Below are 23,365 nucleotides of genomic sequence, written 5' to 3'. Positions count from 1 at the left end.
GAGACCGCTGCCGGCGGAGCGGGCGCGGGCGGCGTCGGCCTTGTAGAACCGGTCCCCGGGACCTCATGGGTCCCGGGGCCGCCCCTCGGTACTGCCTACGCGCCTACGCGCCTACGCGCTTACGCGCCCTTCGACAGGTCCGGGCCGGAGCCCGTGGCCTCGATCGGGGGGATGTCGGGCAGGGCCGACTTCTCCTCGCCGCGGAAGGTGAACTTGGCGTCCTCGCCCTCACCCTCCACGCCGACGACCACGATGTGGCCGGGGCGCAGCTCGCCGAAGAGGATCTTCTCGGAGAGCAGGTCCTCGATGTCGCGCTGGATGGTCCGGCGCAGCGGGCGGGCACCCATGATCGGGTCGTAGCCGCGCTTGGCCAGGAGCTGCTTCGCGTCACCGCTGAGCTCGATGCCCATGTCGCGGTCCTTGAGGCGCTCGTCCACCTTGGCGATCATCAGGTCGACGATCTGGATGATGTCTTCCTGGCTGAGCTGGTGGAAGACGACCGTGTCGTCGACACGGTTGAGGAACTCGGGCCGGAAGTGCTGCTTGAGCTCTTCGTTGACCTTCGCCTTCATCCGGTCGTAACCGGTCTTGACGTCGCCCTGGGCGGCGAAGCCCAGGTTGAAGCCCTTGGAGATGTCCCGCGTACCCAGGTTGGTCGTCATGATGATGACCGTGTTCTTGAAGTCCACGACCCGGCCCTGGGAGTCGGTCAGGCGACCGTCCTCCAGGATCTGGAGAAGGGAATTGAAGATATCCGGGTGCGCCTTCTCGACCTCGTCGAAGAGGACGACGGAGAACGGCTTCCGGCGGACCTTCTCGGTCAGCTGGCCGCCCTCTTCGTAGCCCACGTAGCCGGGGGGCGAACCGAAGAGGCGGGAAACCGTGTGCTTCTCGCTGAACTCCGACATGTCGAGGGAGATCAGGGCGTCCTCGTCGCCGAAGAGGAATTCGGCGAGCGTCTTGGAGAGCTCGGTCTTACCGACACCGGACGGACCGGCGAAGATGAACGAGCCACCGGGGCGCTTCGGGTCCTTCAGGCCGGCCCGCGTACGGCGGATCGCCTGCGAAAGGGCCTTGATGGCGTCCTTCTGACCGATGACGCGCTTGTGGAGCTCGTCCTCCATGCGCAGCAGGCGCGAGGACTCCTCCTCGGTCAGCTTGAAGACGGGAATGCCGGTCGCGGTCGCGAGGACCTCGGCGATGAGCTCGCCGTCGACCTCGGCGACGACGTCCATGTCGCCGGCCTTCCATTCCTTCTCGCGCTTGGACTTCGCGGCGAGCAGCTGCTTCTCCGAATCACGGAGCGAAGCCGCCTTCTCGAAGTCCTGGGAGTCGATGGCCGACTCCTTGTCGCGGCGGACGGCCGCGATCTTCTCGTCGAACTCGCGGAGGTCCGGCGGCGCGGTCATCCGGCGGATGCGCATCCGGGAGCCGGCCTCGTCGATCAGGTCGATCGCCTTGTCCGGGAGGAAGCGGTCCGAGATGTACCGGTCGGCCAGGGTCGCGGCCTGGACGAGGGCCTCGTCCGTGATCGAGACGCGGTGGTGGGCCTCGTACCGGTCACGGAGACCCTTGAGGATCTCGATGGTGTGCGGCAGCGACGGCTCCGCGACCTGGATGGGCTGGAAGCGGCGCTCCAGGGCCGCGTCCTTCTCCAGGTGCTTGCGGTACTCGTCCAGCGTGGTGGCACCGATGGTCTGGAGCTCGCCACGGGCCAGCATGGGCTTCAGGATCGAAGCGGCGTCGATCGCACCCTCTGCGGCACCCGCACCGACCAGCGTGTGGAGCTCGTCGATGAACAGGATGATGTCGCCGCGGGTGCGGATCTCCTTGAGGACCTTCTTCAGGCGCTCCTCGAAGTCACCGCGGTAGCGGGAACCGGCGACCAGGGCACCCAGGTCGAGCGTGTAGAGGTGCTTGTCCTTGAGGGTCTCGGGGACCTCGCCCTTGACGATCGCCTGCGCCAGGCCCTCGACGACGGCGGTCTTGCCGACGCCGGGCTCGCCGATGAGGACCGGGTTGTTCTTGGTCCGGCGGGACAGGACCTGCATGACCCGCTCGATCTCCTTCTCGCGCCCGATGACCGGGTCGAGCTTGGATTCGCGGGCAGCCTGGGTGAGGTTGCGGCCGAACTGGTCGAGGACCAGCGAGGTCGAGGGGGTACCCTCGGCCGGGCCGCCTGCGGTGGCCGACTCCTTGCCGCCCCCGGTGTAGCCGGAGAGCAGCTGGATGACCTGCTGCCGGACCCTGTTCAGATCGGCGCCCAGCTTCACGAGGACCTGGGCGGCGACGCCCTCGCCCTCGCGGATCAGGCCGAGCAGGATGTGCTCGGTGCCGATGTAGTTGTGGCCGAGCTGGAGGGCCTCTCGGAGCGACAGCTCCAGGACCTTCTTCGCCCGCGGCGTGAAGGGGATGTGGCCGGACGGGGCCTGCTGGCCCTGACCGATGATCTCCTCAACCTGCTGGCGAACAGCCTCGAGCGAAATCCCGAGGCTCTCCAGGGCCTTAGCGGCGACACCCTCACCCTCGTGGATCAAGCCCAGGAGGATGTGCTCGGTGCCGATGTAGTTGTGGTTGAGCATCCGGGCTTCTTCCTGAGCCAGGACGACAACCCGCCGCGCGCGGTCGGTGAACCTCTCGAACATCGTTTATCGCTCCTCAGAGCGGTCGGGCAGTTCGGGGTCGGTCCCCGCCCTGTCCTTCCGCATGCTAGTCCCGCGGGACGGGACAGCTCATTCCAACTGCCGACATCCGTCCACGGCTCACCCCCACGTCGGTGAGGAAAACCGGCTGTAAGAGCCGACTACTGCTCCAACTCGATGGTGCGAGACGATGTTCCCGCAGGCCAGGCAGATACCCGTCACAGGTGTACGCCGATGGCGAACGGAACACGCTCAAATCAGCGTGTCGCCCCGATCCACTAGGAATGTCTTACCCGTAAGGACTGACACTCCATGCCGGTACGCATGGTTCCCTCCGCTACGGGCGAACACGCTTGTGTCCCGAATGTGGGACTCCGCTCGACCGATGTTTACGCTCCGCATTGGTACGGGCGCGTCGCGTAACCCGTCGGCCGCCGCCGGAGTTGCTCCGGTCATGTCCTTCAGCGCCGTGAGCGTCCCCTCGCCCCGCGTCCCGTCCGAGGACGACACCCGTACCTGGTACGAGCGGGTGCTCGGCTGGGCCTGCGCCGGGGGGGCGCCCCCGCGGCTGGTCACCGGGGTCCGGTTCGACGTGCTGGAGCTGCCCTCGGACGCCGGGGCCGCGGTGCTCCGCCGGCCCGGCTTCACCGCCACCGGTCCGGTGGCCGTGATGGGGCGCCGGATGCGGTTCCTGATCGCCCCGGGCGGCGCCGAGGAGCTGGAGGGGCTGCTCGACTGGCTGGAATGGGGCGGGGTGGCGCTGGACCTGACCGCCGTGGGCGCGGGGGGCGGGATCACCGCCCCCGTGCCGCCCGGACGGGCACCGGGAGAAAGCCCTCGGGGGGCCGCCGTGTGGCTGCGGCCCCCCGAGCTGGGGTGCGAGGCGTCGCTGCCCGCCCTGCCCGGTCCGGGGCGGGGCGCCGGACCCGGGCTCTGTGCGGAGCCGGCCGGGCCCGATCTCGTACGCCTGGTGGCCGCGGCGGCGACGGAATGCCACCGCGCCCGCCTGGGGCGGCGTACGCCTCAGCCCTTGGCGTTCTCGTAGGCCTCGCGGATCTCGGCGGGGACCCGGCCGCGGTCGTTGACGCTGAGGCCCTGGGCCTTGGCCCACGCGCGGATCTCGGCGGTGTCCGGGCTGCCCGGGGCGGCGGCGGCGCGGCCCTTGGCGCGGCCGGTGGAAGCACGCCCGCCGGTACGGCGGCCCGCCTTCACGAAGTCCTCCAGCGCACCGCGGAGCTTTTCAGCGTTGGCGGTGGTGAGGTCGATCTCGTAGGTCTTGCCGTCAAGAGCGAACGTCACGGTCTCGTCCGCCGTGCCACCGTCGAGGTCGTCGACAAGAAGGACCTGAACCTTCTGTGCCACCGGATTTCCTTTCATCGAAAATGCAGTACGCGGAAAGGAAACCGCTTTTGCCTGGAAAACACAAACCCCCGTCGAGAGGTTCAGGACCTCAACAGGGCGGGAAACGTGCGCGATTCGGACATAGGCCTCAGGCGGACGGGGGCCCGTAATAGCCGCCACGCTCGATCAGAGGTGCAGCAGCATCCGGCTGTTGCCCAAGGTGTTCGGCTTCACTCGTTCGAGACCGAGGAACTCGGCGACTCCCTCGTCATAGGAACGCAGGAGCTCCATGTAGACATCGGTCTCCACCGGGGTCTCGCCGATCTCGACGAAGCCGTGCTTCGCGAAGAAGTCCACTTCGAAGGTCAGGCAGAATACCCGGCTGACCCCGACCCGGCGGGCGGTCTCCAACAACTTGGCGAGCACCAGGTGCCCGACACCGGCGCCCTTCAAGTCGCGGTCGACGGCGAGCGTGCGCACTTCGGCGAGGTCTTCCCACATGACGTGGAGGGCTCCGCAGCCCACCACCTGCCCGTCGGAGTCGCGTTCCGCGACCCAGAACTCCTGGATGTCCTCGTAAAGGACGACGGGGGCTTTGTCGAGGAGGATCCGCTGCTGCACGTACTGGTCGAGCAGGCGGCGCAGCGCCGGAACATCACTGGTGCGCGCGCGGCGGATCGTCACTGTTTTGGCGTCGGCTGTGGTGGAAAGCTCTCCCATACCCGGACGCTATCGCCCCGGGTCGCTCCCGTGCGCGCCGGAGTCCCCTTCCGGCGCGGCCGCGGAGGGGTGCTCGCCGGCCGGGCCGGTCCCCGTTCCCGGTTCGGATCCGGTTTCGGGTTCGGATCCGGTTTCGGGTCCGGTTTCGGGTCCGGGTTCGTCGTGCTGGACGATGCGGACGGCGTCGCGGAGGGCCTCGCGCTGTTCGGGGGACATCATGCCGAAGAAGGCGACGAGGGCGGCCGCCGGGCTGTCGCTGGTGGACCAGGCCTCGTTCATCAGTGCGGCCGAGTAGGCGGCGCGGGTGGAGACCGCCGTATATCGATAGGCGCGGCCTTCGGCTTCCCGCCGGACCCAGCCCTTCTGATGGAGATTGTCCATAACGGTCATGACCGTGGTGTACGCGATGGACCGTTCCTGCTGGAGGTCTTCCAGGACTTCCCGAACGGTGACCGGGCGGTTCCACTGCCACACCCGCGTCATCACTGCGTCTTCGAGTTCTCCCAAGGGGCGAGGCACAGCAGCACAATAGTGCCGATTGCGGCGAATTGCCCGACTATTCGCCGCAACGCGCGGTGGAAAACCCCGGCCGCGGTCGCCGGGGTTACTTCACTTCTGCGACTGCTGCCCGGCCTCGGCACGGGCGAGCGCGGCATCGACGACCGCGTCTTCCTTGGCCTTGTTGGCCCCGCCCTGGGTCTTCACGATCGTCACGACGAGTGCGATGAAGAACGCGGCCATCACGAAGGGGGGCACGAGCGCGGAGACGTAGTCCATGCCCCCAGCGTAGCTACACCGCCGCGCGCCCGGCCGCCGGGGGCGGGGTGGGCTTGCGGCGCGGCGGGAAGACCTCGCCCGGGGTGGGCACCGGCCGGGCCGGGGGCTCCTTCGCCGGGACGGGCTTCGGCGGCGGCGAGGGCGGCTGCTCCTTGCCGCCGGCCAGGGCCAGCAGCCGGGTGCGCGGCGCGGGGGCCGCGGGCGCGGTCCCGGTGGCGAGCCGGCGGCGTACGGAGCGTCCGGCGACGGCCTGGGCCCGTTCCAGGACGGCGGCGGCGACCGGGTTGGCCCGCAGGGCGCGCAGGGCGGCCAGGTCGTCGGCCAGGGGCTCGTACCCGGCGGCCAGGGCGTCCTGGAGGAGCTCCAGGTAGCCGGACAGGCTCCCGGGGAGGGCTCCTCTGTAGCGGGCGAGGTCGTCGAGCAGGAAGGCTCTGAGCCGGCCCGCCTCCAGGACGGCGTCGTCCACCGACGCCGCGAGGCGCAGGCAGTCCTGGACCTCGGAGGCGGTCAGGGGGGCCGTGGAGGACTGGAGGGCGTGGGCGAGGGAACGCCTGAGCACGTGAAGCTCGGCGGCGCTGAACGCCATGCCGCCGCGGGATCCGTAGGGCGTGGGCATGGGGCGAAGATACGCGCTAATCGGACAAAATCCCCTGAGGGTGCGGGATTGCGGCGCGGCGGGGGTCCACGCCGCCCCTCCGGGCGGTCCGGCTCGCCTCAGCCGGTCTCTTTGACGGACTTCACGAATTCCGCCCAGGCGGCGTGGGTGGTCGCCATCACCAGGTGCGCCGGGTCGGCCCGGTCGGCCACGCGCACCAGGGTGCCGGGTGCGGCCGCCACGTACACGCAGGCGTCGCCCGCGCCGCAGTAGGACGATTTGCGCCAGTCGGGTCGAGCGTTCGCGGTCATGGTGTCTCCTCCGCAGTGGACGAGGTCGCGGTGCTTCTCGGGCGTGACGCTATCTCCACGAGAGGCACACTCCGGCCAGTTCCGTAAAAAACCCGGTCGTCGGAAAGTACGGCCGTTCACAATACGCGCCGTTGGTCACTCCACCGGGAAGGCGTACGCGATCTCGTAGCGCGAGTCGGGGATGACCAGGTCGGCGGTCTCCACGGGGCGGCCGTCGGAGTCGAGGTACGTGCGCTCGATCGCGGTGATCATGGCGCCGAGGCTGATCCCGAGGAGGTTGGCCTGGTTCTGGTTGGCCCGGGCGGGGCGCGGCACCTCCACCACGGAGGTGACGGTGATGCCGATGGACCGCATGCGCGCCACCACCCCGGCGCCGCGCAGTTCGCCCACTTCCGGGAGCACGACCGGGGTCCCGGAGGTGATGGCCAGCGGCTCCCAGGACTCGGACAGCTCGGCCGGGCTGCCGTCGGCCATGAACTCGTAGCGGGTCATCACGCAGGGGGAGCCGGGTTCGATGGCCAGCCGGGCGGCGATCCGCTCCGGCGCCGGGACCTGCGGGAGGGTCCTGAACTCCCAGGACGCGGCGATGCCGTGCGCGGCGGCCTCGGAGCGGAAGGTGTTGCCGGAGCCGGGGACGCGGCGGCGGGTGCGGAGCATCCGCATGCGCCGGCGCGGGGTGCGCACGTAGGTGCCGGAACCGGCGCGGCCTTCGAGGAACCCCTCGATGATCAGCTGCTCCATGGCCCGCTGGGTGACGCCCTGCCCGACGGAGTACTCCTCCGCGAACCGGGCGCGCGAGGGGAGCCTGTCGCCTATTGCCCACTCACCCGCCTCGATGCGGGTCCTGAGTGATGCGACCACCTGCAAGTACGGTGATTTACGGGGCATTTGGGCCGTCCTGTGCCGTCTCGGCTGTGCCGCTTCGCGGGGGTGTGCGTCCGACGCCGACAAGCTAACGGATCAGGTTCAAGCTGAGGATTCCGCATGACGGTCAGCTACCGCCCGGTAGGGCCCCGCCGTACGCGGGACCCCACCGGCGGCCGGATCACTCGAAGCTGGGCGCGTTGCGCTCGTACACGAGCCGCAGCCCGATCAGCGTCAGCCACGGTTCGTGCTCGTCGATCACCGTGGTCTCCCCGAGGATGACCGGGGCCAGCCCGCCCGTGGCGATGACGCGGACGTCGTCCGGATCGCCGTCCGGACCCACCAGGTCCCGGGCGATGCGGTGCACGATCCCGTCGACCTGGCCCGCGAACCCGTAGACCACGCCCGACTGCATCGCCTCGACCGTGGACTTGCCGATCACGTTGCGCGGCCGGGCCAGCTCGATCTTGCGCAGCAGGGCGCCGCGCATCCCGAGCGCCTCCATCGAGATCTCGATGCCCGGGGAGATCACCCCGCCCACGTACTCGCCGCGCGCGGAGACCGCGTCGAAGGTCGTCGCCGTACCGAGGTCGACGACGATCGCCGGGCCCCCGTACAGCTCGACGGCGGCCGCCGCGTTGACGATGCGGTCCGCGCCGACCTCCTTCGGGTTGTCCATCAGGATCGGCACGCCCGTCTTCACGCCGGGCTCCACCACGATCGCCGGCACGTCGCCGTAGTAGCGGCGCGTGACCTCGCGCAGCTCGTGCAGCACCGACGGGACCGTCGAGCAGATCGCGATGCCGTGGATCCCGTCGCCCAGCTCGCTGCCGAGCATCGGGTGCATCCCCATCAGGCCCTGCATCAGGACGGCCAGCTCGTCCGCCGTGCGCCGCGGGTCCGTCGAGACGCGCCAGTGCTCGACGATCTCCTCGCCGTCGAACAGACCCAGGACCGTGTGGGTGTTGCCCACGTCGATGGTGAGCAGCATCTGCTTACACCGCCTCGCGCAGGTCGAGGCCGATGTCCAGGATCGGCGAGGAGTGCGTCAGCGCGCCCACCGCCAGGTAGTCCACACCGGTCTCCGCGTAGGCGCGGGCCGTCTCCAGAGACAGCCGGCCCGAGGACTCCAGGACCGCGCGGCCCGCGACGATCGTCACGGCCTCCTCCGTCTCCGGGACGGTGAAGTTGTCCAGCAGGATCAGGTCGGCGCCCGCGTCCACGACCTCGCGGACCTGGTGCATCGTGTCGACCTCGACCTCGACCGGCACGTCCGGGAAGGCCTCGCGAACGGCCTTGAAGGCCTGCGCGACGCCGCCCGCGGCGACCACGTGGTTGTCCTTGACCAGCGCCGCGTCCGACAGCGACATGCGGTGGTTGACGCCGCCGCCGCAGCGGACCGCGTACTTCTCCAGCGAACGCAGGCCCGGGGTCGTCTTGCGGGTGTCGCGGACCTTGGCCTTCGTGCCCTCCAGGACGTCCGCCCAGCGGCGGGTGGCCGTCGCGATGCCGGACAGCCGGCACAGGATGTTCAGGGCGCTGCGCTCGGCGGTCAGCAGGTCGCGGGTGCGCGAGCGCACCGACAGCAGCAGCTGCCCGGCCTCGACCTTGTCGCCGTCCTCGGCGTGCCGCTCGACCTCGAAGGCCTCCGTGCAGACCACGGAGAACACGGCCTCGGCGATCCGCAGACCCGCCACGACACCGGCCTCGCGGGCCACGAAGTCCGCGATGGCCTCGGCCTCTTCGGAGACGGTCGCGACGGTCGTGACGTCGACGCCGCCGTCCAGGTCCTCGGACAGCGCCATGTGCGCGATGTCCTCGACCTCGATCGGGTCCAGGCCCGCGTCGGCCAGCAGCTGGGCGAGCGCCGGGTCGAGGCCGCTCTCCTCGCCGTCGCCGCAGCCGCAGTCGTCGCCGCAGCCGCCTTCGTTCTGCTCGATCAGGGGGAGTTCGGGGGTGCTCACGGTCACTTCTCCAGGCTGAGGGGGTGGTGGACGGACGGGAAGTCCGCGGAGTCGGTGGGGGTGACGACCAGCGCCCGCCGCTCGGTGCGCGACAGCCGCACCACGAGGTGGCGGCGCCACTCGGCGTCGTCCCGGTCGGGGTGGTCCTCGCGCCAGTGGCAGCCGCGGGTCTCGGCGCGCCGCTGGGCGGCGGCCACCAGGACGCGGGCCACGCACAGCAGGTTGGTCGCCTCCCAGGTCTCCACGCCCGGCACGGCGGTCTTGCCCTGGCTCTCCAGCTCGCCCAGGGCCGTCGTGTACAGGGTCTCCAGCGCCTCGGCGGCCCCGGCCAGGGACCCGGCGGAGCGGAGCACGCCCGCGCCCTCCGTCATGATGCGCTGGACCTCGTACCGGGCCTCGGCCGGCTGGAGCGGACCGGTGGCGGGCACGGGTATGCCCGGGCCGCTGCCCACGGGCGGGTTCGCGGTGATGTCCTCGGCGATCCGCTCGGCGAAGACCAGGCCCTCCAGCAGGGAGTTGGAGGCCAGCCGGTTCGCGCCGTGCACGCCCGTGCAGGCCACTTCGCCGCACGCGTACAGACCCGGCACGGTCGTACGGCCGTGCAGGTCGGTGCGTACGCCGCCCGAGGCGTAGTGCGCGGCCGGGGCGACCGGGATCGGCTCGGTCACCGGGTCGATGCCGTGGGAGCGGCAGGCCGCCAGGATCGTGGGGAACCGGTTCTCCCACATCTGCGCGCCGAAGTGCCGCGCGTCCAGGTACATGTGCCCGGCGCCCTGCTCCTGCATGCGGCGCATGATGCCCTTGGCGACGATGTCCCGCGGCGCCAGCTCGGCCAGCTCGTGCTGCCCCACCATGAAGCGGACCCCGTCCGCGTCGACCAGGTACGCGCCCTCGCCGCGGACCGCCTCGGACACCAGCGGCTGCTGGCCCTCGGCGTCCGGGCCCAGGAACAGGACCGTCGGGTGGAACTGGACGAACTCCAGGTCGGAGACCTCCGCGCCGGCGCGCAGCGCCAGCGCCACCCCGTCGCCCGTGGAGACCGCCGGGTTGGTCGTCGCGGAGAACACCTGGCCCATGCCGCCGGTCGCCAGGATCACGGCGGGCGCGTGGACGGCGCCGACGCCGTCGTGCTGGCCCTCGCCCATCACGTGCAGGGTCACGCCGGCCGTACGGCCCTCCGCGTCCTGGAGGAGGTCCAGGACCAGCGCGTTCTCCACGGTGCGGATGCCCGCCGCGTGCACGGCCTCGACCAGGGCGCGGGAGATCTCCGCGCCGGTCGCGTCACCGCCCGCGTGCGCGATGCGGCGGCGGTGGTGGCCGCCCTCGCGGGTCAGCTCTATCTCGCCGGTCTCGGCGGAGGTGTCGAAGACGGCGCCCGCGGCGATCAGCCGGCGCACCGCGTCAGGGCCCTCGGTGACCAGCAGCCGCACGGCCGCCTCGTCGCACAGGCCCGCGCCCGCGACCAGCGTGTCGTCCAGGTGCTGCTCGGGGGTGTCGCCCTCGCCGAGGGCGGCCGCGATGCCGCCCTGCGCCCAGCGGGTGGAGCCGTCGTCGAGGCGTGCCTTGGTGACCACGACCGTACGGCGGCCCGCGGCGGCGCAGCGCAGCGCGGCCGTCAGGCCCGCGACGCCGGAACCGACGACCACGACGTCCGCGTCGAGGGCCCAGCCGGGGGCGGGGGCGTGCAGCCGTATGCCCGTACCGGCGGCGCCGGGGGTGCCTGGGTTGCCTGTGGTGCTCACGCGTGTGCTCCGAACTCCAATGGGATGTTGTCGATCAGCCGGGTCGCGCCGACCTTCGCCGCGACGGCCAGCACGGCCCGTCCGGTGAAGTCGGGGCCGACGTCGGTGAAGTCCTTCGGGTCCACCAGGGCCAGGTAGTCCAGGACCAGCGGCGGCTCGTGCCGGCCCGCCTCCTCCAGCACGTGCCGCGCGGCGGCCCGTACGGCGTCCGGCAGGCCGGTGACGCCGCCGGCCGCGGCCGACACGGCGTGCGCGTCGGCGGAGGCGCGGATCTCGCCGAGCCGGGCCAGGGCGGTGGCGCGCTCGTCGCTGGCCGGGGCCGCCTCGGCGCGGGCGCACAGCGCGGCCTGCGCGGCGAGCCGGTCGCGGCCGGCGAACAGGGCGCGGGACAGGGCCAGGGCGGTACGGCGCTCGACCGGGCCGAGGTAGCGGTTGCGGGAGGACAGGGCGAGCCCGTCGTCCTCCCGGACCGTGGGCACGCCGGCCACCTCGACGGGGAAGTTCAGGTCGGTCACCATGCGCCGGATCAGCGCCAGTTGCTGGGCGTCCTTCTGGCCGAACAGGGCCAGGTCGGGGCGGGTGAGGTGGAGCAGCTTGGCGACGACGGTCAGCATGCCGTCGAAGTGGCCGGGGCGGGTGGCGCCTTCGAGCCGCTCGCCCATCGGCCCGGCCGTGATCCGCACCTGCGGGTCGCCGCCCGGGTACACCTCGTCCACGGACGGCGCGAACACGGCGTCGGCGCCCGCCCCTTCGGAGATCCGCAGGTCGGCGTCGAGGGTGCGCGGGTAGCGGTCGAGGTCCTCGTTCGCCCCGAACTGGAGGGGGTTGACGAAGACGGTCACCACCACCTGGCCGTCCGGTCCCACCTCCTCGCGGGCCGTGCGGATGAGCGTGGCGTGGCCCTCGTGCAGGGCGCCCATCGTCATCACGACGGCCCGGCGGCCGGTGCGCGGGAGCTTGTGGAGCTCTTCGGCGGTGTTCAGCAACTGGAGCGGGCCGGTCATCGCTCGGAATCCTTCGGGTCGGCGGGGTCCGCGAGCACGCCGAGGAGGTCCTCGGCCAGTTCGGGCTTGAGCAGGCCGTGCGCGAGGGCGCGGTCCGCGGTCGTACGGGCCATCGCCAGGTACCCGGCGACGGTGGCGGGAGCGTGCTTGCGCAGCTCCGAGACGTGCGCGGCGACGGTGCCCGCGTCACCGCGGGCCACGGGCCCGGTGAGGGCGGCGTCGCCGGAGCGCAGGGCGTTGTCCAGGGCGGCGCCGAGGAGGGGGCCGAGCATCCGGTCGGGGTGCTCGACGCCGGCGGTGCGCAGCAGCTCCATGGCCTGGGCGACCAGGGTGACCAGGTGGTTCGCTCCCAGGGCGAGGGCCGCGTGGTAGAGCGGGCGGCTCTCCTCCGCGATCCACTCGGGCTCCCCGCCCATCTCGATGACCAGGGCCTCGGCGGCGAGCCGCAGCTCGTCCGGGGCGGTCACGCCGAAGGAGCAGCCTGCCAGGCGCTGCACGTCCACCTCGGTGCCGGTGAAGGTCATCGCCGGGTGCAGCGCCAGCGGCAGCGCGCCCGCGCGCCGCGCGGGGTCCAGCACGGCCGTCCCGTAGCGCCCCGAGGTGTGCACGAGGAGCTGCCCGGGGCGGACGGCGCCGGTTTCGGCGAGGCCCTCCACCAGGCCCGGCAGGGCGTCGTCGGGGACGGTGAGGAGCACCAGCTCGGCCCGCTCCAGCACCTGCGCCGGCGACAGCAGCGGCACGTCCGGCAGCATCCGCTCGGCCCGGCGCCGGGAGGCGTCGGAGACCCCGGACACGGCGACGGGACGGTGCCCGGCCTGCTGGAGCGCACGGGCCAGCGCGGGGCCGACACGGCCCGCGCCGACGACTCCGACGGTGAGCCGGGCGGGGCGCGGTTCCTGGGATGAGTTCACGCGGTGAGGGCCTTCCGTTCCAGTCCGCGAGGGGTACCGGACGATACGTCGCCATGCTAGGCCCTTTCGACGGCCTGGTGCCGGTCAGGCCCGCCGGGGGCCGGAAGGGTGCGTCCGAGCCTGAATTCGGGGGCGGCGGCCGGTGGCCGTCCGCGATGATCTGGGCCATGAGCGATGACGCGGAGCAGACGAAGCGGCTGGTGGCGGCCTGGAAGGGCGCCCGCCGGGCCCTCACCGGCGGCGGACGGGAGGAGACGGTCCGGGAGCTGCTCGCCGGGCTCGCCGACGCCCCGTACGACCTGGACGCCCCGGCGGACGTCTACGGCGACGGGGTCGTCGCCGACCTGGAGCGGCGGGTCGCCGGGCTGCTCGGCACCGAGGACGCGGCGTTCTTCCCCTCGGGGACGATGGCCCAGCAGGTCGCGCTGCGCTGCTGGGCGGGGCGCACCGGCAACCAGGTCGTGGCCCTGCACCCCGTGAGCCACCCCGAGCAGTGGGAGGGCGGCGCCCTGACGGCACTGGCCGGGCTGCGGACCACCCACCCGGTGACGGAGCCGCGCCAGCCGACCCCGCAGGAGGTCCGGGAGCACCCCGAGCCCTTCGGCACGCTGATGCTGGAGCTGCCGCTGCGCGACGCCGGGTTCCTGCTGCCCTCGTGGGAGGAGCTGGAGGGGCTGGTGGACGCCGCCCGGGAGCGGGACGCGGTCGTCCACTTCGACGGGGCCCGGCTGTGGGAGACCACGGTCCACTTCGGCAGGCCGCTGCCGGAGATCGCGCGGCTCGCGGACTCGGTGTACGTCTCCTTCTACAAGTCGCTGCGCGGGCTGAGCGGGGCCTGCCTGGCCGGACCCCGGGACTTCGTGGAGGAGACCCGGGTGTGGCGCCACCGGTACGGGGGCCAGATCTTCCGCCAGTTCCCCCAGGTCCTGGCGGCCCTGGCCGGGCTGGAGCGGGAGCTGCCGCTGCTGCCGGCGTACGTGGAGCAGGCCCGGGTCGTCGCGGCCGCGCTGCGGGAGGCCTTCGCGGAGGCGGGCGTGCCGTGGTCCCGGGTCCACCCGGAGGTGCCGCACACGCACCAGTTCCAGGTGTGGCTCCCGTACGAGGCCGACCGCCTCACGGAGGCGGGCGCCCGCCAGGCGGAGGAGACGGGCACGGCCCTCTTCCGCCGCTGGACGGCGGACGGCCCGCCGGGCCTGTCGGTGACCGAGCTGGAAATCACGCGGCCGGGCCTGACGTGGACGGCGGAGGAGGTCCGGGAGGCAGTGGCGGGGTTCCTGGCGCGGGTTTAGGGGGCCGGCGGAGCGGTGGGCGGGGGCGTCCCGGGCGGCGGCAGCACGACTTGAACACGTTCAAAGCCTGTGCCAGGCTGCGCACACGTCCTCCGGGTCGCACGTGCGACCCGCAGAAACCGTTGGGGGTGGAGCGTGTCGCGTTCCTGCCGGATCCCGCTGGTCCTCCTGACCATGGCTCTCGCACTCACGGCCTGCGGCAGGATCTGGAACCGGCCGCCGCCCGAGGGCGAAGCCGTCGCACTGCCCCGGGCCGAACTCGCGGCCACCTGGACCGACGCCTACGGCGGCACCCTGACGCTGGAGTCGGACGGGACCTTCACCGCCAACCAGGTGTGCGGCGACTGGATGGGCGCCTCGGACTGGAACTGGGACGGCCCCCGGTCGGGATCCGGCACCTGGAGGAGCGGGACGGGGCCGGTCGGGTCGGCCGTCCACCGGACCTTCGACGCCAAGGGCCCCAAGGGCGACGAGGTGCAGGACTCCCTCGGCGTGTGGCGCCACGGAAACACGCTGATGCTCTGGACCCGCGTGGGCGATGAGGACAACGACGATCCCCACTGCATTCTGACCAGACGTCCTTAGCCGCGCCCCGGTGCGGCCGGCGCCCGGCCCCGCTCCCTCCCCCCTCAGCACGCCCCGCCGCGGTGGAGGCGGCGGGTCAGGGCGTGGAACCAGGGGTGGGTGGACGGGCGGCCGTCCAGGACCGCGGCGAACTGGGCCGAGGTGCGCAGGGCGCGGAGGGTGGCCACGTCGTCGCGGCCCGGGGGCGGGGGTGTGGGGGTGCCGTGCTGGGCCGCGCGGTAGGTGTCGATGAGGTACTGCTCGATCGCTGTCATGCATCCACCCTCACTCCGTTGGGCGCGGCACGCTCGCCGATTGACGCTCCCCGTCAATCGACGCCCTTCACCTGCGGCGATGCCCCGGCAGAGACTTCACGGCCCCTCGTACGGGCGTGCGCCCGCCCGTACCCTCGCGACGTGCCCTGCCCTGCCCGCGGCGCGCGCGGGAGGCCACAATGGGGCGATGAGCGTCACCATCGACATCGCCGGGCTCCCCTCGGAGCGGATCGGTTTCGCGCCGTCGCCGCTCGCCGAGCTCTGCATGACCCTGCACGCGCTCTCGCAGCCGTCCCATCACCCGGGGCTCCAGTCCTGGACGAGGGCCACCACAGCTTCGCTCGACCCCTGCCTCGCCGACCGGCTCCTAGAGGCCGATTTCATGTGGCGCAGTTCGTTCTCGGACATCTTCATGGCCTTCGCCGGCATCCCCGGCGGTACCGGCCGCCCCGGGGCGACGCTGGCCGAGGAGCTGGACGTGCTCGACCGGCTGGACGACGAGCGGTTCGTGATGGCGGCCCTGGAGCACTGCTGGCTGGCGCTGTACAACGAGGGCGGCGGCCCGCACCCGTTGAAGGACGCGGGGGCGCGGGCGAAGGCGCTGGAGACGGCGGCGGCGCGCGGGCCGCGGCAGTTGGAGTTCTCGATCCGGCTGCTGGACGACCCGGCCGGGGTGCGGGTGTGGATGCGGCGGCTGCTGGAGGACTGCGACGAGGCCTTCTTCGCGCAGACCTGGCGGCGGATCGAGCCCCGGCAGACGGCGGACGCCCGGCACAAGACGGAGGTGCTGCGCCACAAGGGGCTGCCGGCGGTGCTGCGGGAGGTGTCGTCGGCGCTGAGCGTCGACGAGGCGCTGACGGTGATCACCGCCGACAAGATGGTCAACGGCCAGACCACGGCGACGGATCCGCTGGTCGGGCCGGGGCTGCTCTTCGTGCCGACGAACTTCGGCTGGCCGCACCTGCTGGTGCTGCACGCCCCGGGCTGGCGGCCGGTGGTGCACTACCCGCTGGACTCGCCCGAACTGGCCTCCGAGCCGGGCTCGGTGGAGCTGCTGCAGCGCCGGATGGAGGCGTTGGCGCACCCCATGCGGATGATGCTGTGCCGCAGTCTGGCGCGCGCCCCGTACACGACGAGCGAGCTGGCGCGGGTCTACGGGATCTCCGCGCCGGAGGTGTCCCGGCACCTGGCGGTGCTGAAGCGGGCGGGTCTGATGCACACCCGGCGCCAGGGGCGTTATGTACAGCACCAGTTGGATCTGTCCGTGGTCGCACGAATAGGTGGCGATTTCATCGAGGGAATCCTGCGCTGAGCGGATCTGCCCGACGATCGGACGGTGGCCGGATTTCGCCCCTCGGCAGAGGTACCGATATCCGGATTTCACAAACCGGAAGCAGTGAAAACTCTGGCGAGGGCCGCCTCTTGGTGTCTAACGTGCGTCCACCACGCCTCCCCCACAGACGCTTCCTGCTGTGAAAGGACCTTCATGCCCTCTCGCCGTATAGCCACAGCCACCGCCGTCCTGGCGGCCGCCGCCCTCGTCTCCCCGCTGCTCCTCGCCGGTCCGGCCGGTGCGACGAGCCCGCAGAGCGACGCCGCCCGGGGTGACGCGCTGGCCAGGAAGCTGGTCAAGGACTCGACGGGCAAGGGCGCCAACAACCACCTGAAGGTCTTCCAGTCGATCGCCGACTACAACAACGGCAACCGGGTGGCCGGCTCGAAGGGCCACGCCCAGTCGGCCCAGTACGTCGAGGCCGTGCTGAAGGGCGCCGGGTACCAGGTCTCGCGCCACGAGTTCGACTTCGTGTACGTCGAGACGATCTCCGAGAAGCTGAAGGTCAACGGCGCCACCGGCCGCGACGTGCCGCTCAAGCTGATGACGTACACGGCCAGCGGCCCGGAGGGCGGCATCACCGCGCCCGTCGCCGTCGCCCCCGTCGACGCCGACGGCACCAACGGCTGCGAGGCCACGGACTTCGCGGCCGGCGCCTTCACCGGCAAGATCGCGCTGATCAAGCGCGGCGGCTGCACCTTCGCCGCGAAGCAGGCGAACGCGGCGGCGGCCGGCGCGGTCGGCGCGGTCATCTACAACAACACCGCGGGCGCCCTCAACGGCACCCTCGGCGACGCGAACGCCGGCAAGGTCCCCACCGGCGGCATCTCCCAGGAGGACGGCGAGAAGCTCGCCGCCGAGGCGGCCGCCGGTCCCGTCTCGCTCACCCTGGACGTCCGCGAGCTGCGCGAGAACCGCAAGACGTTCAACGTCGTCGCGGAGACCAAGGGCGGCGACCCGGAGAACACCGTCTTCCTCGGCGCGCACCTGGACTCGGTCGCGGCCGGCCCGGGCATCAACGACAACGGCTCCGGCTCGGCGGGCATCCTCCAGGTCGCGCAGCGCCTCGCGAGCGAGCAGAAGAAGATCAAGAACAAGGTGAAGTTCGCCTGGTGGTCGGCGGAGGAGTTCGGTCTCCTCGGCTCCGAGGCGTACGTGGCCTCGCTGACGCCCGAGCAGAAGAAGCAGATCAAGCTCTACCTGAACTTCGACATGATCGCCTCGCCGAACTCCGCGTACTTCGTCTACGACGGCGACGACTCGGACAAGGTCGGCTCGGGCCCCGGCCCGGAGGGCTCGGCGCAGCTGGAGAAGCAGATCACCGACTTCCTCGACGCGCAGAAGATCCCGCACGAGGGCAGTGACTTCACCGGCCGCTCGGACTACGGCCCGTTCATCGAGGCCGGCATCCCCTCGGGCGGTACGGACACGGGCGCCGAGGGCATCAAGACCCCGGCGCAGGCCGCGAAGTTCGGCGGTCAGGCGGGCGTCGCCTACGACCCGAACTACCACGGCAAGGGCGACGACATCAACAACATCGACCAGAAGGCGCTCGACATCAACGTCGACGTCATCGCGAACGCGGTCGGCCACTACGCCTGGGACCTGGCGCCGCTGACGCAGCCGGTCACCCCGAAGCCGTCGACCGGCTCCGGCAACGGCGGCGGTCTGCGCCCGGGCCACGACCACGACGTCACCGAGTAAGCAGCAGCAGGACACACCAGGGGCCGGCCTCCCGCGCGGGGGCCGGCCCTCGGCCGTGTTCCGGAGGGCGGCCGGCTACCCCGGCCAGACCCCGATCCCGACCGGCTGGACCAGCCAGCCGAAGTCGCCCAGGCCCCCGCGCGCGGTGAGCTCCGCCGCCTCGCCCGCCGCCGACAGGGCGCGGACGTAGCCGGCCGGGTCGGTGGAGGCCAGGGCCAGCGGCGGCCGGCCGCCCGAGACGCCGAGGGCCGCCAGGGCCGCGCGCTGGGTGAACAGGGCGGCGCCCGGTCCCGCGCAGGCGTCGAGCGCGACGTGCGCCGTGACATCACAGCCGCCGTCCGGGACGGGAGCGGTCTCGCGGCCGCCGCGGAAGCCGGTGAGGGTGCCGTACGGGGGGCGTGCGTCGCGGGTGTGCGCGTAGTCCACGGCCACCGCGAGGCCCCGGTCCAGGGTGGCGACGGCCGCCGCCCAGGCCTCGTCGCGGGCCCGGCCGATCTCCGCCCGGCCGCCGTCCGGCCCGGCCGCGCCGGGCCACCACCGCTCCAGCCACTCCCGGTCGGCGTCCTCCAGGGGCCCGCCGGGGGTCTCCGCGCCGTCGGGGGCGACCAGCACGTACCGGCCGTCCTCCGCGATCTCCAGCGGTACGTTGTCCAGCCATTCGTTCGCGAACAGCAGCCCCGTCACCCCCTCGGGCGGCCCGTCCACCCAGCGGATGCGGGGGTCCAGCCCCTCGGGCTCGGCCGCGCGCTCGACCGCGTACGGGCACACCCGCGCCGCCGTCTCCGCGGGCAGGGCGGCGAGGACGCCGGCCAGCAGTTCGCCCCGCCCGGCCCCCATGTCGACCAGGTCGAGCCGCGCGGGCCGGCCCAGCTCCGCGTCCACCCACTCCAGCAGCCGGGCCACGGCCCCCGCGTACAGGACGGAGGCGTGCACGGAGGTCCGGAAGTGCCCCGCGGGCCCCGGCCCGCCCGGGCGCACGTAGAAACCGCCGGGCCCGTACAGCGCGGCCTCCATCGCGGCCCGCCACCGGACCGGCCCCCTGACCTCACCCTCAGCGCTCATCACCCACAGGTTAAGGCGACCCTCCACCTTGGGGAGTACTCACCCGTCGCAGGGATCGCACCTGTGGTTGACTCCAGCACCTATTTCCTTTCCCTACTCTGGGTTACGTGCAGCGCCTCTACGACTTCATCCGCAGACACCCGACGGGCGTCGACAGCTTCTGGGCTGTCCTCTTCTTCGGGATCTCGATGATGAACGTGGCCGGGGCCGAGGGGCAGAGCACCGCCCTGCGGCTGGCCACCGTGCCCGTCGTCGGCGCGCTGACGGCCGCCCTGGCCCTGCGCCGCCGGTGGACCGTGCCGATGTTCTGGCTGTCGGTGGGCGCCGGCCTCTACCAGCTGGCCATCGGGCAGGAAATACAGTTCTGCGACGTCGCGCTGCTGGTCGTGCTGTTCACGGTGGCCGCCGCCGACGTGCCGCGCTGGGTCTCGCGCGCCGCACTGGCCTCCGGTCTACTGGCCTCACCGGTGTACTTCCTGCGCTTCGGCGTGGACGAGACGTCCAGCGGTACGGAGCAGGCCCTCTCCGTCCTCTTCATGATGGTGCCCTTCGCCCTCGCCTGGGTGATGGGCGACTCGCTGCGCACCCGCCGCGCCTATTACGCGCAGCTGGTGGAGCGCAACCAGCGGCTGGAGAAGGAGCGCGAGGCACAGGCCAAGGTCGCGGTGGCCGCCGAGCGGGCCCGGATCGCCCGCGAGCTGCACGACGTCGTCGCGCACAACGTCTCGGTGATGGTGGTCCAGGCCGACGGAGCCGCGTACGTCATGGACGTGGCGCCCGACCAGGCCAAGGAGGCCCTCCAGACCATCTCCGGCACCGGCCGGCAGGCACTGGCCGAGATGCGCCGACTGCTGGGCGTGCTGCGCACGGGCGAGCCGCAGGAGTCCGAGGACTACGTGCCGCAGCCCGACGTGGAGCAGATCGAGGTGCTGGTCGAGCAGGTGCGGGCGGCCGGGCTGACGGTCGACTTCGAGGTGGAGGGCGCACCGCGCAGGCTGCCCAGCGGGGTGGAGCTGACGGCGTACCGGATCGTGCAGGAGGCGCTGACGAACACGCGCAAGCACGGGGGCCCCGACGCCAGGGCGAGCGTGCGGCTGGTCTACTTCGACGACGGGCTGGGCCTGCTGGTCGAGGACGACGGGCGGGGCGCGGCGCACGAACTGTACGAGGACGGCGGCGCGGACGGCGCCGGACACGGTCTGATCGGCATGCGGGAGCGCATCGGTATGGTCGGTGGAACCCTGGACGCGGGTCCGCGCCCCGGCGGGGGCTTCCGGATCAGTGCCCTGCTCCCGCTCAAGAAGAGTTAGCCCCGCACGGGACCGCTTTAGACGTCGTACGTCGTTAGAAGAGGCAGAGGTAGTCACGGATGTCCATCCGAGTGATGCTGGTCGACGACCAGGTGCTGCTGCGCACCGGCTTCCGCATGGTGCTGGCCGCGCAGCCGGACATGGAGGTCGTCGCCGAGGCGGGCAACGGCCTGGAGGCGCTGGAGGTGCTGCGGGCCACGACGGTCGACGTCGTCCTGATGGACGTGCGCATGCCCAAGCTGGACGGGGTGGAGGCGACGCGGCGCATCTGTGAGCCGGAGCAGCACCCGAAGGTGATCATCCTGACCACCTTCGACCTGGACGAGTACGCGTTCTCGGGCCTGAAGGCGGGCGCGAGCGGCTTCATGCTGAAGGACGTGCCGCCGGCGGAGCTGCTGGCCGCGATCCGGTCGGTGCACAGCGGGGACGCGGTGGTGGCGCCCTCGACGACGCGGCGGCTGCTGGACCGGTTCGCGCCGATGCTGCCGACGACGGCGGCGGAGCCGGAGAACAAGGAGATCGAGCGGCTGACGGACCGCGAGCGCGAGGTCATGCTGCTGGTGGCGCAGGGCCTGTCGAACGGGGAGATCGCGGCCCGGCTGGTGCTGTCGGAGGCGACGGTCAAGACGCACGTGGGCCGCATCCTGACGAAGCTGGACCTGCGCGACCGGGTGCAGGTGGTGGTGCTGGCGTACGAGACGGGGCTGGTGCGCGCCGGGGGCGGCGGGGCGGGGTAGTCCCGCCGCCCCCTCGGGGGGGGGTCAGGCGCGCTGGGTGAACTCGCAGGTCGACGGGACGACGAAGTCGATGAGTGCCGAGTCGGCCAGCAGCAGGTCGAAGTCACCGGGGTTCTCGCCGCAGTCGATCCGGTCCAGGCCGCCGTTGCGGCTGATGATGGTGTCGTTGCCGGTCCTGCCCTCGAAGGTGGTCGTGCTGCCGGGCGAGACGCTCCAGCCGTCGGAGTCCATGAGCCGGTCGGGGCCGAAGCCGCCGATGAGGCGGTCCTGGCCCTCTCCGCCGATGAGGTCGCTGGGAATGGAGGTTTCGTTGGTGGCCTGGTCGTCCCGGTCGCCCAGTGAGGCCAGGATGCGGGTCAAGCCGGTCGGCGAGCCGCAGCGGACGGTGTTGGGGTTGCCGAACTGGACGCAACCGGGTCCCGGGATCAGGACGCTGGTGGTGTCCTGCACTTGGAAGAATCCGCCACTCGTGCTGAAGGTGACGGTGTTGGTCTCCCCCGGCTGGGCGGTGAAGAGGATCTGGCCGCCGTTGCGCGTCACCAGCGCGGGGTCGGCGGAGGCCGGGCCCGCGAGGGCCATCGTGAGGGCCAGGGCGGCCAGGGCGGGGGCGGCGACGCGTGCGGTGCGGGAGAGCTTCATGGGTGTGCTGTCCTTCGGTTGCGAGACGCGGACCGGGTCGAGGGTCCGTCCGGACCTGCACTACCCGGAGCAACCGTCAGATTCATATTGTCGGCCCGGAGTTACCCCGGCTGCCGTACGCAACCCCACGTCCGGCCCGCCGCCACCCTGACGACGGCGCCCGCCTACGGCAGCGGCGGCACCGCCGTCCGCAGGTGCGCCAGCAGCACCGACAGGGACTCCCACGCCGCCGGGTCGCCGCCGTCGCCCAGCGGGTAGTGCAGCCCGGGCCTGCGCTGCGGTCCCACCTGGACGGGCTTGACCTCCAGCGGGGGCCGCCGCGCCTGGGTCAGCGTCGCCTCGGCCACGCCGGCGCCGCCCAGGGTGAAGGACACCGGTACCGCCGGGGCGGACACCCGCGGGGTCAGGCTCAGGTCCCGCCGGCCGGGCCCGAGCGCGGCCAGCATGCTGATCAGGCCGTGCCCGGCGACGAGTTCCTCCGCCAGCCGGGCGAGCGCGTCGAGCGGCACCTCCTCGGAGGGCCCGTACCCGAGGGACAGGGTGACGTCCTCCTCGACCCCGGCGGCCGTGCGGAGCACGCGTACGGTGGCCAGCGCGGGCCGCTCCGGCGACCCGACGGCGGTGACCAGCGTCGGCTCGGGCGCCCGGCCCCGGGCCAGGTCGGAGAGCTGGCGCGGCGACCACGGCAGGTTCACCGGCTCGGCGGTGCCCCAGCCGGCGGGCGGGCCCCCGGTCAGGGTGCGCCAGGCGGCCTCCAGCGAGCGGCCGACCAGCAGCCCTTCCTCGGCGGGGTGTTCGGTGCGGAACTGCACGGTCAGCCGGCGTTCGCCCGACGCCTCGGCCCGCCGGAACGCGGCGGCGGGCCGCGGGTCGCCCGCCTCGTCGCGGACCGGGGCGAAGGTGCCGTCCTGCCAGGCCAGCACCGCGCCGGACAGGCCGTCGTAGTAGCCGGAGGCGGGGTCCTGGACCACCCACCGGTTCGGCGCGCCGGCGAGCGCGGTGCGCAGCGGCAGGCTGAGCCGGCAGTGGTCGGGGGTGACGATGTGCAGGGCCGCGCCGAATTCGGCGGTGGTGCGCAGGACGTCCGACAGCCAGGTGGTCAGCCCGATCACGGGCCGGTCGGCGAGGACGACGGCGGTGGACTCGGTGACCACGTCCACGGTCGGGAGGGCTCCGACGGGCGCGGGTGCCGCCGAGGCCTCGGAGGTCACCGGCACCACCCCGACGTGCCCGGCGCCCTCGGGCCAGACCGCGCCGCCGAGGACCTCGGCGAGGCGTCCGGCGACTGCCCCGGCGAGGGGGGCCGCCTCGGGTACGGCGGTGGAGGCGCGGGTCTCCGTCCACCAGACGGGGGTGGCGGAGGGCGTCCCGAGGAGGCGTTCCACCTCGCCGGGGACCTGGACGAGTACGGGTGCCTCGACGGAGACGAGCGGCCGGCCGGCCGCGCCGAGCAGCTGGATGACGGCGCCGTCCCCGACGGCCTGGGCGTCGAGGTCCGCGCCGCCCGCCGTCAGGGCCACCATCAGGGCGGTGGTGTCGGGCATCTTGGCGGTGAGGGCGATGACGTCCTTGGTCACGGTG

General features: G+C 72.4%; 24 protein-coding genes. 7 read left to right on the top strand and 17 right to left on the bottom strand.

The features are described 5' to 3' along the window. Positions 1-119: 119 nt before the first annotated feature. Positions 120-2,645 carry an ATP-dependent Clp protease ATP-binding subunit gene (locus ACQKM2_RS33680; protein WP_427716606.1) on the bottom strand — a complete coding sequence of 842 codons (2,526 nt, stop codon included), beginning with the start codon at positions 2,643-2,645 and terminating at the stop codon, positions 120-122. 451 nt (positions 2,646-3,096) lie between these two features. On the opposite strand from ACQKM2_RS33680, the gene ACQKM2_RS33675 reads away from it, so the two are divergent. After that, a complete protein-coding gene (locus ACQKM2_RS33675; protein WP_427716604.1) occupies positions 3,097-3,687 on the top strand; it encodes an SCO3374 family protein in 591 nt (196 codons plus the stop codon). Here ACQKM2_RS33675 and ACQKM2_RS33670 read toward each other — a convergent pair. The 12 genes from ACQKM2_RS33670 to ACQKM2_RS33615 form a co-directional block, all read right to left on the bottom strand. Further along, positions 3,666-4,004 (bottom strand): histone-like nucleoid-structuring protein Lsr2, encoded by a 339-nt coding sequence (locus ACQKM2_RS33670; RefSeq protein ID WP_007264817.1) that lies wholly within the window; start codon positions 4,002-4,004, stop codon positions 3,666-3,668. The two genes, ACQKM2_RS33675 and ACQKM2_RS33670, sit on opposite strands and share 22 nt — an antisense overlap. A gap of 165 nt (positions 4,005-4,169) precedes the next feature. Next, positions 4,170-4,703, bottom strand: a complete 534-nt coding sequence (locus ACQKM2_RS33665) for an amino-acid N-acetyltransferase (protein WP_007264818.1) — start codon at positions 4,701-4,703, stop codon at positions 4,170-4,172. Between the two features lie 9 nt (positions 4,704-4,712). Then, the gene (locus ACQKM2_RS33660; RefSeq protein WP_427716601.1) at positions 4,713-5,186 is read right to left on the bottom strand and encodes a BlaI/MecI/CopY family transcriptional regulator; all 474 of its coding nucleotides are present in this window, start codon (positions 5,184-5,186) and stop codon (positions 4,713-4,715) included. Positions 5,187-5,312: 126 nt separating this feature from the next. Further along, entirely contained in the window at positions 5,313-5,480 is a 168-nt protein-coding gene (locus ACQKM2_RS33655) for a hypothetical protein (RefSeq protein ID WP_362467440.1), read from the bottom strand. A gap of 13 nt (positions 5,481-5,493) precedes the next feature. Further along, positions 5,494-6,096, bottom strand: a complete 603-nt coding sequence (locus ACQKM2_RS33650; protein ID WP_427716598.1) for a hypothetical protein — start codon at positions 6,094-6,096, stop codon at positions 5,494-5,496. Between the two features lie 98 nt (positions 6,097-6,194). Then, positions 6,195-6,386: a DUF397 domain-containing protein gene (locus ACQKM2_RS33645; RefSeq protein ID WP_125818651.1), complete on the bottom strand. Its 192-nt coding sequence runs from the start codon at positions 6,384-6,386 to the stop codon at positions 6,195-6,197. Between the two features lie 135 nt (positions 6,387-6,521). Then, the gene (locus ACQKM2_RS33640; RefSeq protein ID WP_427716597.1) at positions 6,522-7,274 is read right to left on the bottom strand and encodes a GntR family transcriptional regulator; all 753 of its coding nucleotides are present in this window, start codon (positions 7,272-7,274) and stop codon (positions 6,522-6,524) included. 157 nt (positions 7,275-7,431) lie between these two features. Next, the gene (locus tag ACQKM2_RS33635) at positions 7,432-8,241 is read right to left on the bottom strand and encodes a type III pantothenate kinase (RefSeq protein ID WP_007264823.1); all 810 of its coding nucleotides are present in this window, start codon (positions 8,239-8,241) and stop codon (positions 7,432-7,434) included. Between the two features lie 4 nt (positions 8,242-8,245). Next, on the bottom strand, positions 8,246-9,214 hold the full coding sequence (gene nadC / locus ACQKM2_RS33630; protein WP_427716612.1) for a carboxylating nicotinate-nucleotide diphosphorylase: 969 nt from the start codon (positions 9,212-9,214) through the stop codon (positions 8,246-8,248). Between the two features lie 2 nt (positions 9,215-9,216). Beyond that, a complete protein-coding gene (locus ACQKM2_RS33625; RefSeq protein ID WP_427716595.1) occupies positions 9,217-10,956 on the bottom strand; it encodes an L-aspartate oxidase in 1,740 nt (579 codons plus the stop codon). Further along, positions 10,953-11,960, bottom strand: a complete 1,008-nt coding sequence (gene panC / locus ACQKM2_RS33620; protein WP_427716593.1) for a pantoate--beta-alanine ligase — start codon at positions 11,958-11,960, stop codon at positions 10,953-10,955. The genes ACQKM2_RS33625 and panC overlap by 4 nt, the downstream gene beginning before the upstream one ends. Further along, positions 11,957-12,871 (bottom strand): Rossmann-like and DUF2520 domain-containing protein, encoded by a 915-nt coding sequence (locus tag ACQKM2_RS33615; protein WP_427716591.1) that lies wholly within the window; start codon positions 12,869-12,871, stop codon positions 11,957-11,959. The genes panC and ACQKM2_RS33615 overlap by 4 nt, the downstream gene beginning before the upstream one ends. Before the next feature lie 167 nt (positions 12,872-13,038). Between ACQKM2_RS33615 and ACQKM2_RS33610 the strand changes: the two genes are divergently transcribed. Together ACQKM2_RS33610 and ACQKM2_RS33605 are read left to right on the top strand one after the other, a co-directional pair. Next, positions 13,039-14,160 carry a threonine aldolase family protein gene (locus ACQKM2_RS33610; RefSeq protein WP_427716588.1) on the top strand — a complete coding sequence of 374 codons (1,122 nt, stop codon included), beginning with the start codon at positions 13,039-13,041 and terminating at the stop codon, positions 14,158-14,160. 174 nt (positions 14,161-14,334) lie between these two features. Next, complete coding sequence (locus ACQKM2_RS33605; protein WP_427716586.1) at positions 14,335-14,745, top strand: hypothetical protein; 411 nt, start codon at positions 14,335-14,337, stop codon at positions 14,743-14,745. Between the two features lie 44 nt (positions 14,746-14,789). Here ACQKM2_RS33605 and ACQKM2_RS33600 read toward each other — a convergent pair whose 3' ends face one another. Further along, positions 14,790-14,999 carry a hypothetical protein gene (locus ACQKM2_RS33600; protein WP_427716583.1) on the bottom strand — a complete coding sequence of 70 codons (210 nt, stop codon included), beginning with the start codon at positions 14,997-14,999 and terminating at the stop codon, positions 14,790-14,792. Positions 15,000-15,186: 187 nt separating this feature from the next. On the opposite strand from ACQKM2_RS33600, the gene ACQKM2_RS33595 reads away from it, so the two are divergent. Both ACQKM2_RS33595 and ACQKM2_RS33590 read left to right on the top strand, forming a co-directional pair. Continuing rightward, a complete protein-coding gene (locus ACQKM2_RS33595) occupies positions 15,187-16,311 on the top strand; it encodes a DUF5937 family protein (protein WP_427716581.1) in 1,125 nt (374 codons plus the stop codon). A gap of 174 nt (positions 16,312-16,485) precedes the next feature. Further along, positions 16,486-18,036 (top strand): M28 family metallopeptidase, encoded by a 1,551-nt coding sequence (locus ACQKM2_RS33590; RefSeq protein WP_427716578.1) that lies wholly within the window; start codon positions 16,486-16,488, stop codon positions 18,034-18,036. A 75-nt stretch (positions 18,037-18,111) separates the two neighbouring features. Here the strand turns inward: ACQKM2_RS33590 and ACQKM2_RS33585 are convergent, their stop codons facing one another. After that, positions 18,112-19,098, bottom strand: a complete 987-nt coding sequence (locus ACQKM2_RS33585) for an SAM-dependent methyltransferase (RefSeq protein WP_427716575.1) — start codon at positions 19,096-19,098, stop codon at positions 18,112-18,114. Between the two features lie 107 nt (positions 19,099-19,205). Here ACQKM2_RS33585 and ACQKM2_RS33580 point away from each other — a divergent pair, with 107 nt between their 5' ends. After that, on the top strand, positions 19,206-20,408 hold the full coding sequence (locus tag ACQKM2_RS33580; RefSeq protein ID WP_427716572.1) for a sensor histidine kinase: 1,203 nt from the start codon (positions 19,206-19,208) through the stop codon (positions 20,406-20,408). 59 nt (positions 20,409-20,467) lie between these two features. Next, complete coding sequence (locus tag ACQKM2_RS33575; RefSeq protein WP_427716569.1) at positions 20,468-21,145, top strand: response regulator; 678 nt, start codon at positions 20,468-20,470, stop codon at positions 21,143-21,145. 24 nt (positions 21,146-21,169) lie between these two features. On the opposite strand, the gene ACQKM2_RS33570 is transcribed toward ACQKM2_RS33575, so the two are convergent. Both ACQKM2_RS33570 and ACQKM2_RS33565 read right to left on the bottom strand, forming a co-directional pair. Then, complete coding sequence (locus ACQKM2_RS33570) at positions 21,170-21,784, bottom strand: hypothetical protein (RefSeq protein ID WP_427716566.1); 615 nt, start codon at positions 21,782-21,784, stop codon at positions 21,170-21,172. Between the two features lie 164 nt (positions 21,785-21,948). Beyond that, positions 21,949-23,361: a DUF6177 family protein gene (locus tag ACQKM2_RS33565; protein WP_427716563.1), complete on the bottom strand. Its 1,413-nt coding sequence runs from the start codon at positions 23,359-23,361 to the stop codon at positions 21,949-21,951. Positions 23,362-23,365: the final 4 nt, after the last annotated feature.

The sequence above is a fragment of the Streptomyces sp. NPDC004126 genome, from assembly GCF_050275515.1.
In the GTDB taxonomy this organism is placed as follows: domain Bacteria; phylum Actinomycetota; class Actinomycetes; order Streptomycetales; family Streptomycetaceae; genus Streptomyces.
The sequence above is the reverse complement of the archived record's forward strand: the minus strand, read 5'-3'. Positions and strand labels throughout refer to the sequence as shown.

What these genes read in the sequence shown, in the direction of transcription:
- ACQKM2_RS33680 (WP_427716606.1), bottom strand. Translation starts at nt 2,645, where the DNA reads ATGTTCGAGAGGTTCACCGACCGCGCGCGGCGGGTTGTCGTCCTGGCT.
- ACQKM2_RS33675 (WP_427716604.1), top strand. Translation starts at nt 3,097, where the DNA reads ATGTCCTTCAGCGCCGTGAGCGTCCCCTCGCCCCGCGTCCCGTCCGAG.
- ACQKM2_RS33665 (WP_007264818.1), bottom strand. Translation starts at nt 4,703, where the DNA reads ATGGGAGAGCTTTCCACCACAGCCGACGCCAAAACAGTGACGATCCGC.
- ACQKM2_RS33660 (WP_427716601.1), bottom strand. Translation starts at nt 5,186, where the DNA reads ATGACGCGGGTGTGGCAGTGGAACCGCCCGGTCACCGTTCGGGAAGTC.
- ACQKM2_RS33655 (WP_362467440.1), bottom strand. Translation starts at nt 5,480, where the DNA reads ATGGACTACGTCTCCGCGCTCGTGCCCCCCTTCGTGATGGCCGCGTTC.
- ACQKM2_RS33650 (WP_427716598.1), bottom strand. Translation starts at nt 6,096, where the DNA reads ATGCCCACGCCCTACGGATCCCGCGGCGGCATGGCGTTCAGCGCCGCC.
- ACQKM2_RS33645 (WP_125818651.1), bottom strand. Translation starts at nt 6,386, where the DNA reads ATGACCGCGAACGCTCGACCCGACTGGCGCAAATCGTCCTACTGCGGC.
- ACQKM2_RS33640 (WP_427716597.1), bottom strand. Translation starts at nt 7,274, where the DNA reads ATGCCCCGTAAATCACCGTACTTGCAGGTGGTCGCATCACTCAGGACC.
- ACQKM2_RS33635 (WP_007264823.1), bottom strand. Translation starts at nt 8,241, where the DNA reads ATGCTGCTCACCATCGACGTGGGCAACACCCACACGGTCCTGGGTCTG.
- panC (WP_427716593.1), bottom strand. Translation starts at nt 11,960, where the DNA reads ATGACCGGCCCGCTCCAGTTGCTGAACACCGCCGAAGAGCTCCACAAG.
- ACQKM2_RS33610 (WP_427716588.1), top strand. Translation starts at nt 13,039, where the DNA reads ATGAGCGATGACGCGGAGCAGACGAAGCGGCTGGTGGCGGCCTGGAAG.
- ACQKM2_RS33605 (WP_427716586.1), top strand. Translation starts at nt 14,335, where the DNA reads ATGGCTCTCGCACTCACGGCCTGCGGCAGGATCTGGAACCGGCCGCCG.
- ACQKM2_RS33600 (WP_427716583.1), bottom strand. Translation starts at nt 14,999, where the DNA reads ATGACAGCGATCGAGCAGTACCTCATCGACACCTACCGCGCGGCCCAG.
- ACQKM2_RS33595 (WP_427716581.1), top strand. Translation starts at nt 15,187, where the DNA reads ATGAGCGTCACCATCGACATCGCCGGGCTCCCCTCGGAGCGGATCGGT.
- ACQKM2_RS33590 (WP_427716578.1), top strand. Translation starts at nt 16,486, where the DNA reads ATGCCCTCTCGCCGTATAGCCACAGCCACCGCCGTCCTGGCGGCCGCC.
- ACQKM2_RS33585 (WP_427716575.1), bottom strand. Translation starts at nt 19,098, where the DNA reads ATGAGCGCTGAGGGTGAGGTCAGGGGGCCGGTCCGGTGGCGGGCCGCG.
- ACQKM2_RS33575 (WP_427716569.1), top strand. Translation starts at nt 20,468, where the DNA reads ATGTCCATCCGAGTGATGCTGGTCGACGACCAGGTGCTGCTGCGCACC.
- ACQKM2_RS33570 (WP_427716566.1), bottom strand. Translation starts at nt 21,784, where the DNA reads ATGAAGCTCTCCCGCACCGCACGCGTCGCCGCCCCCGCCCTGGCCGCC.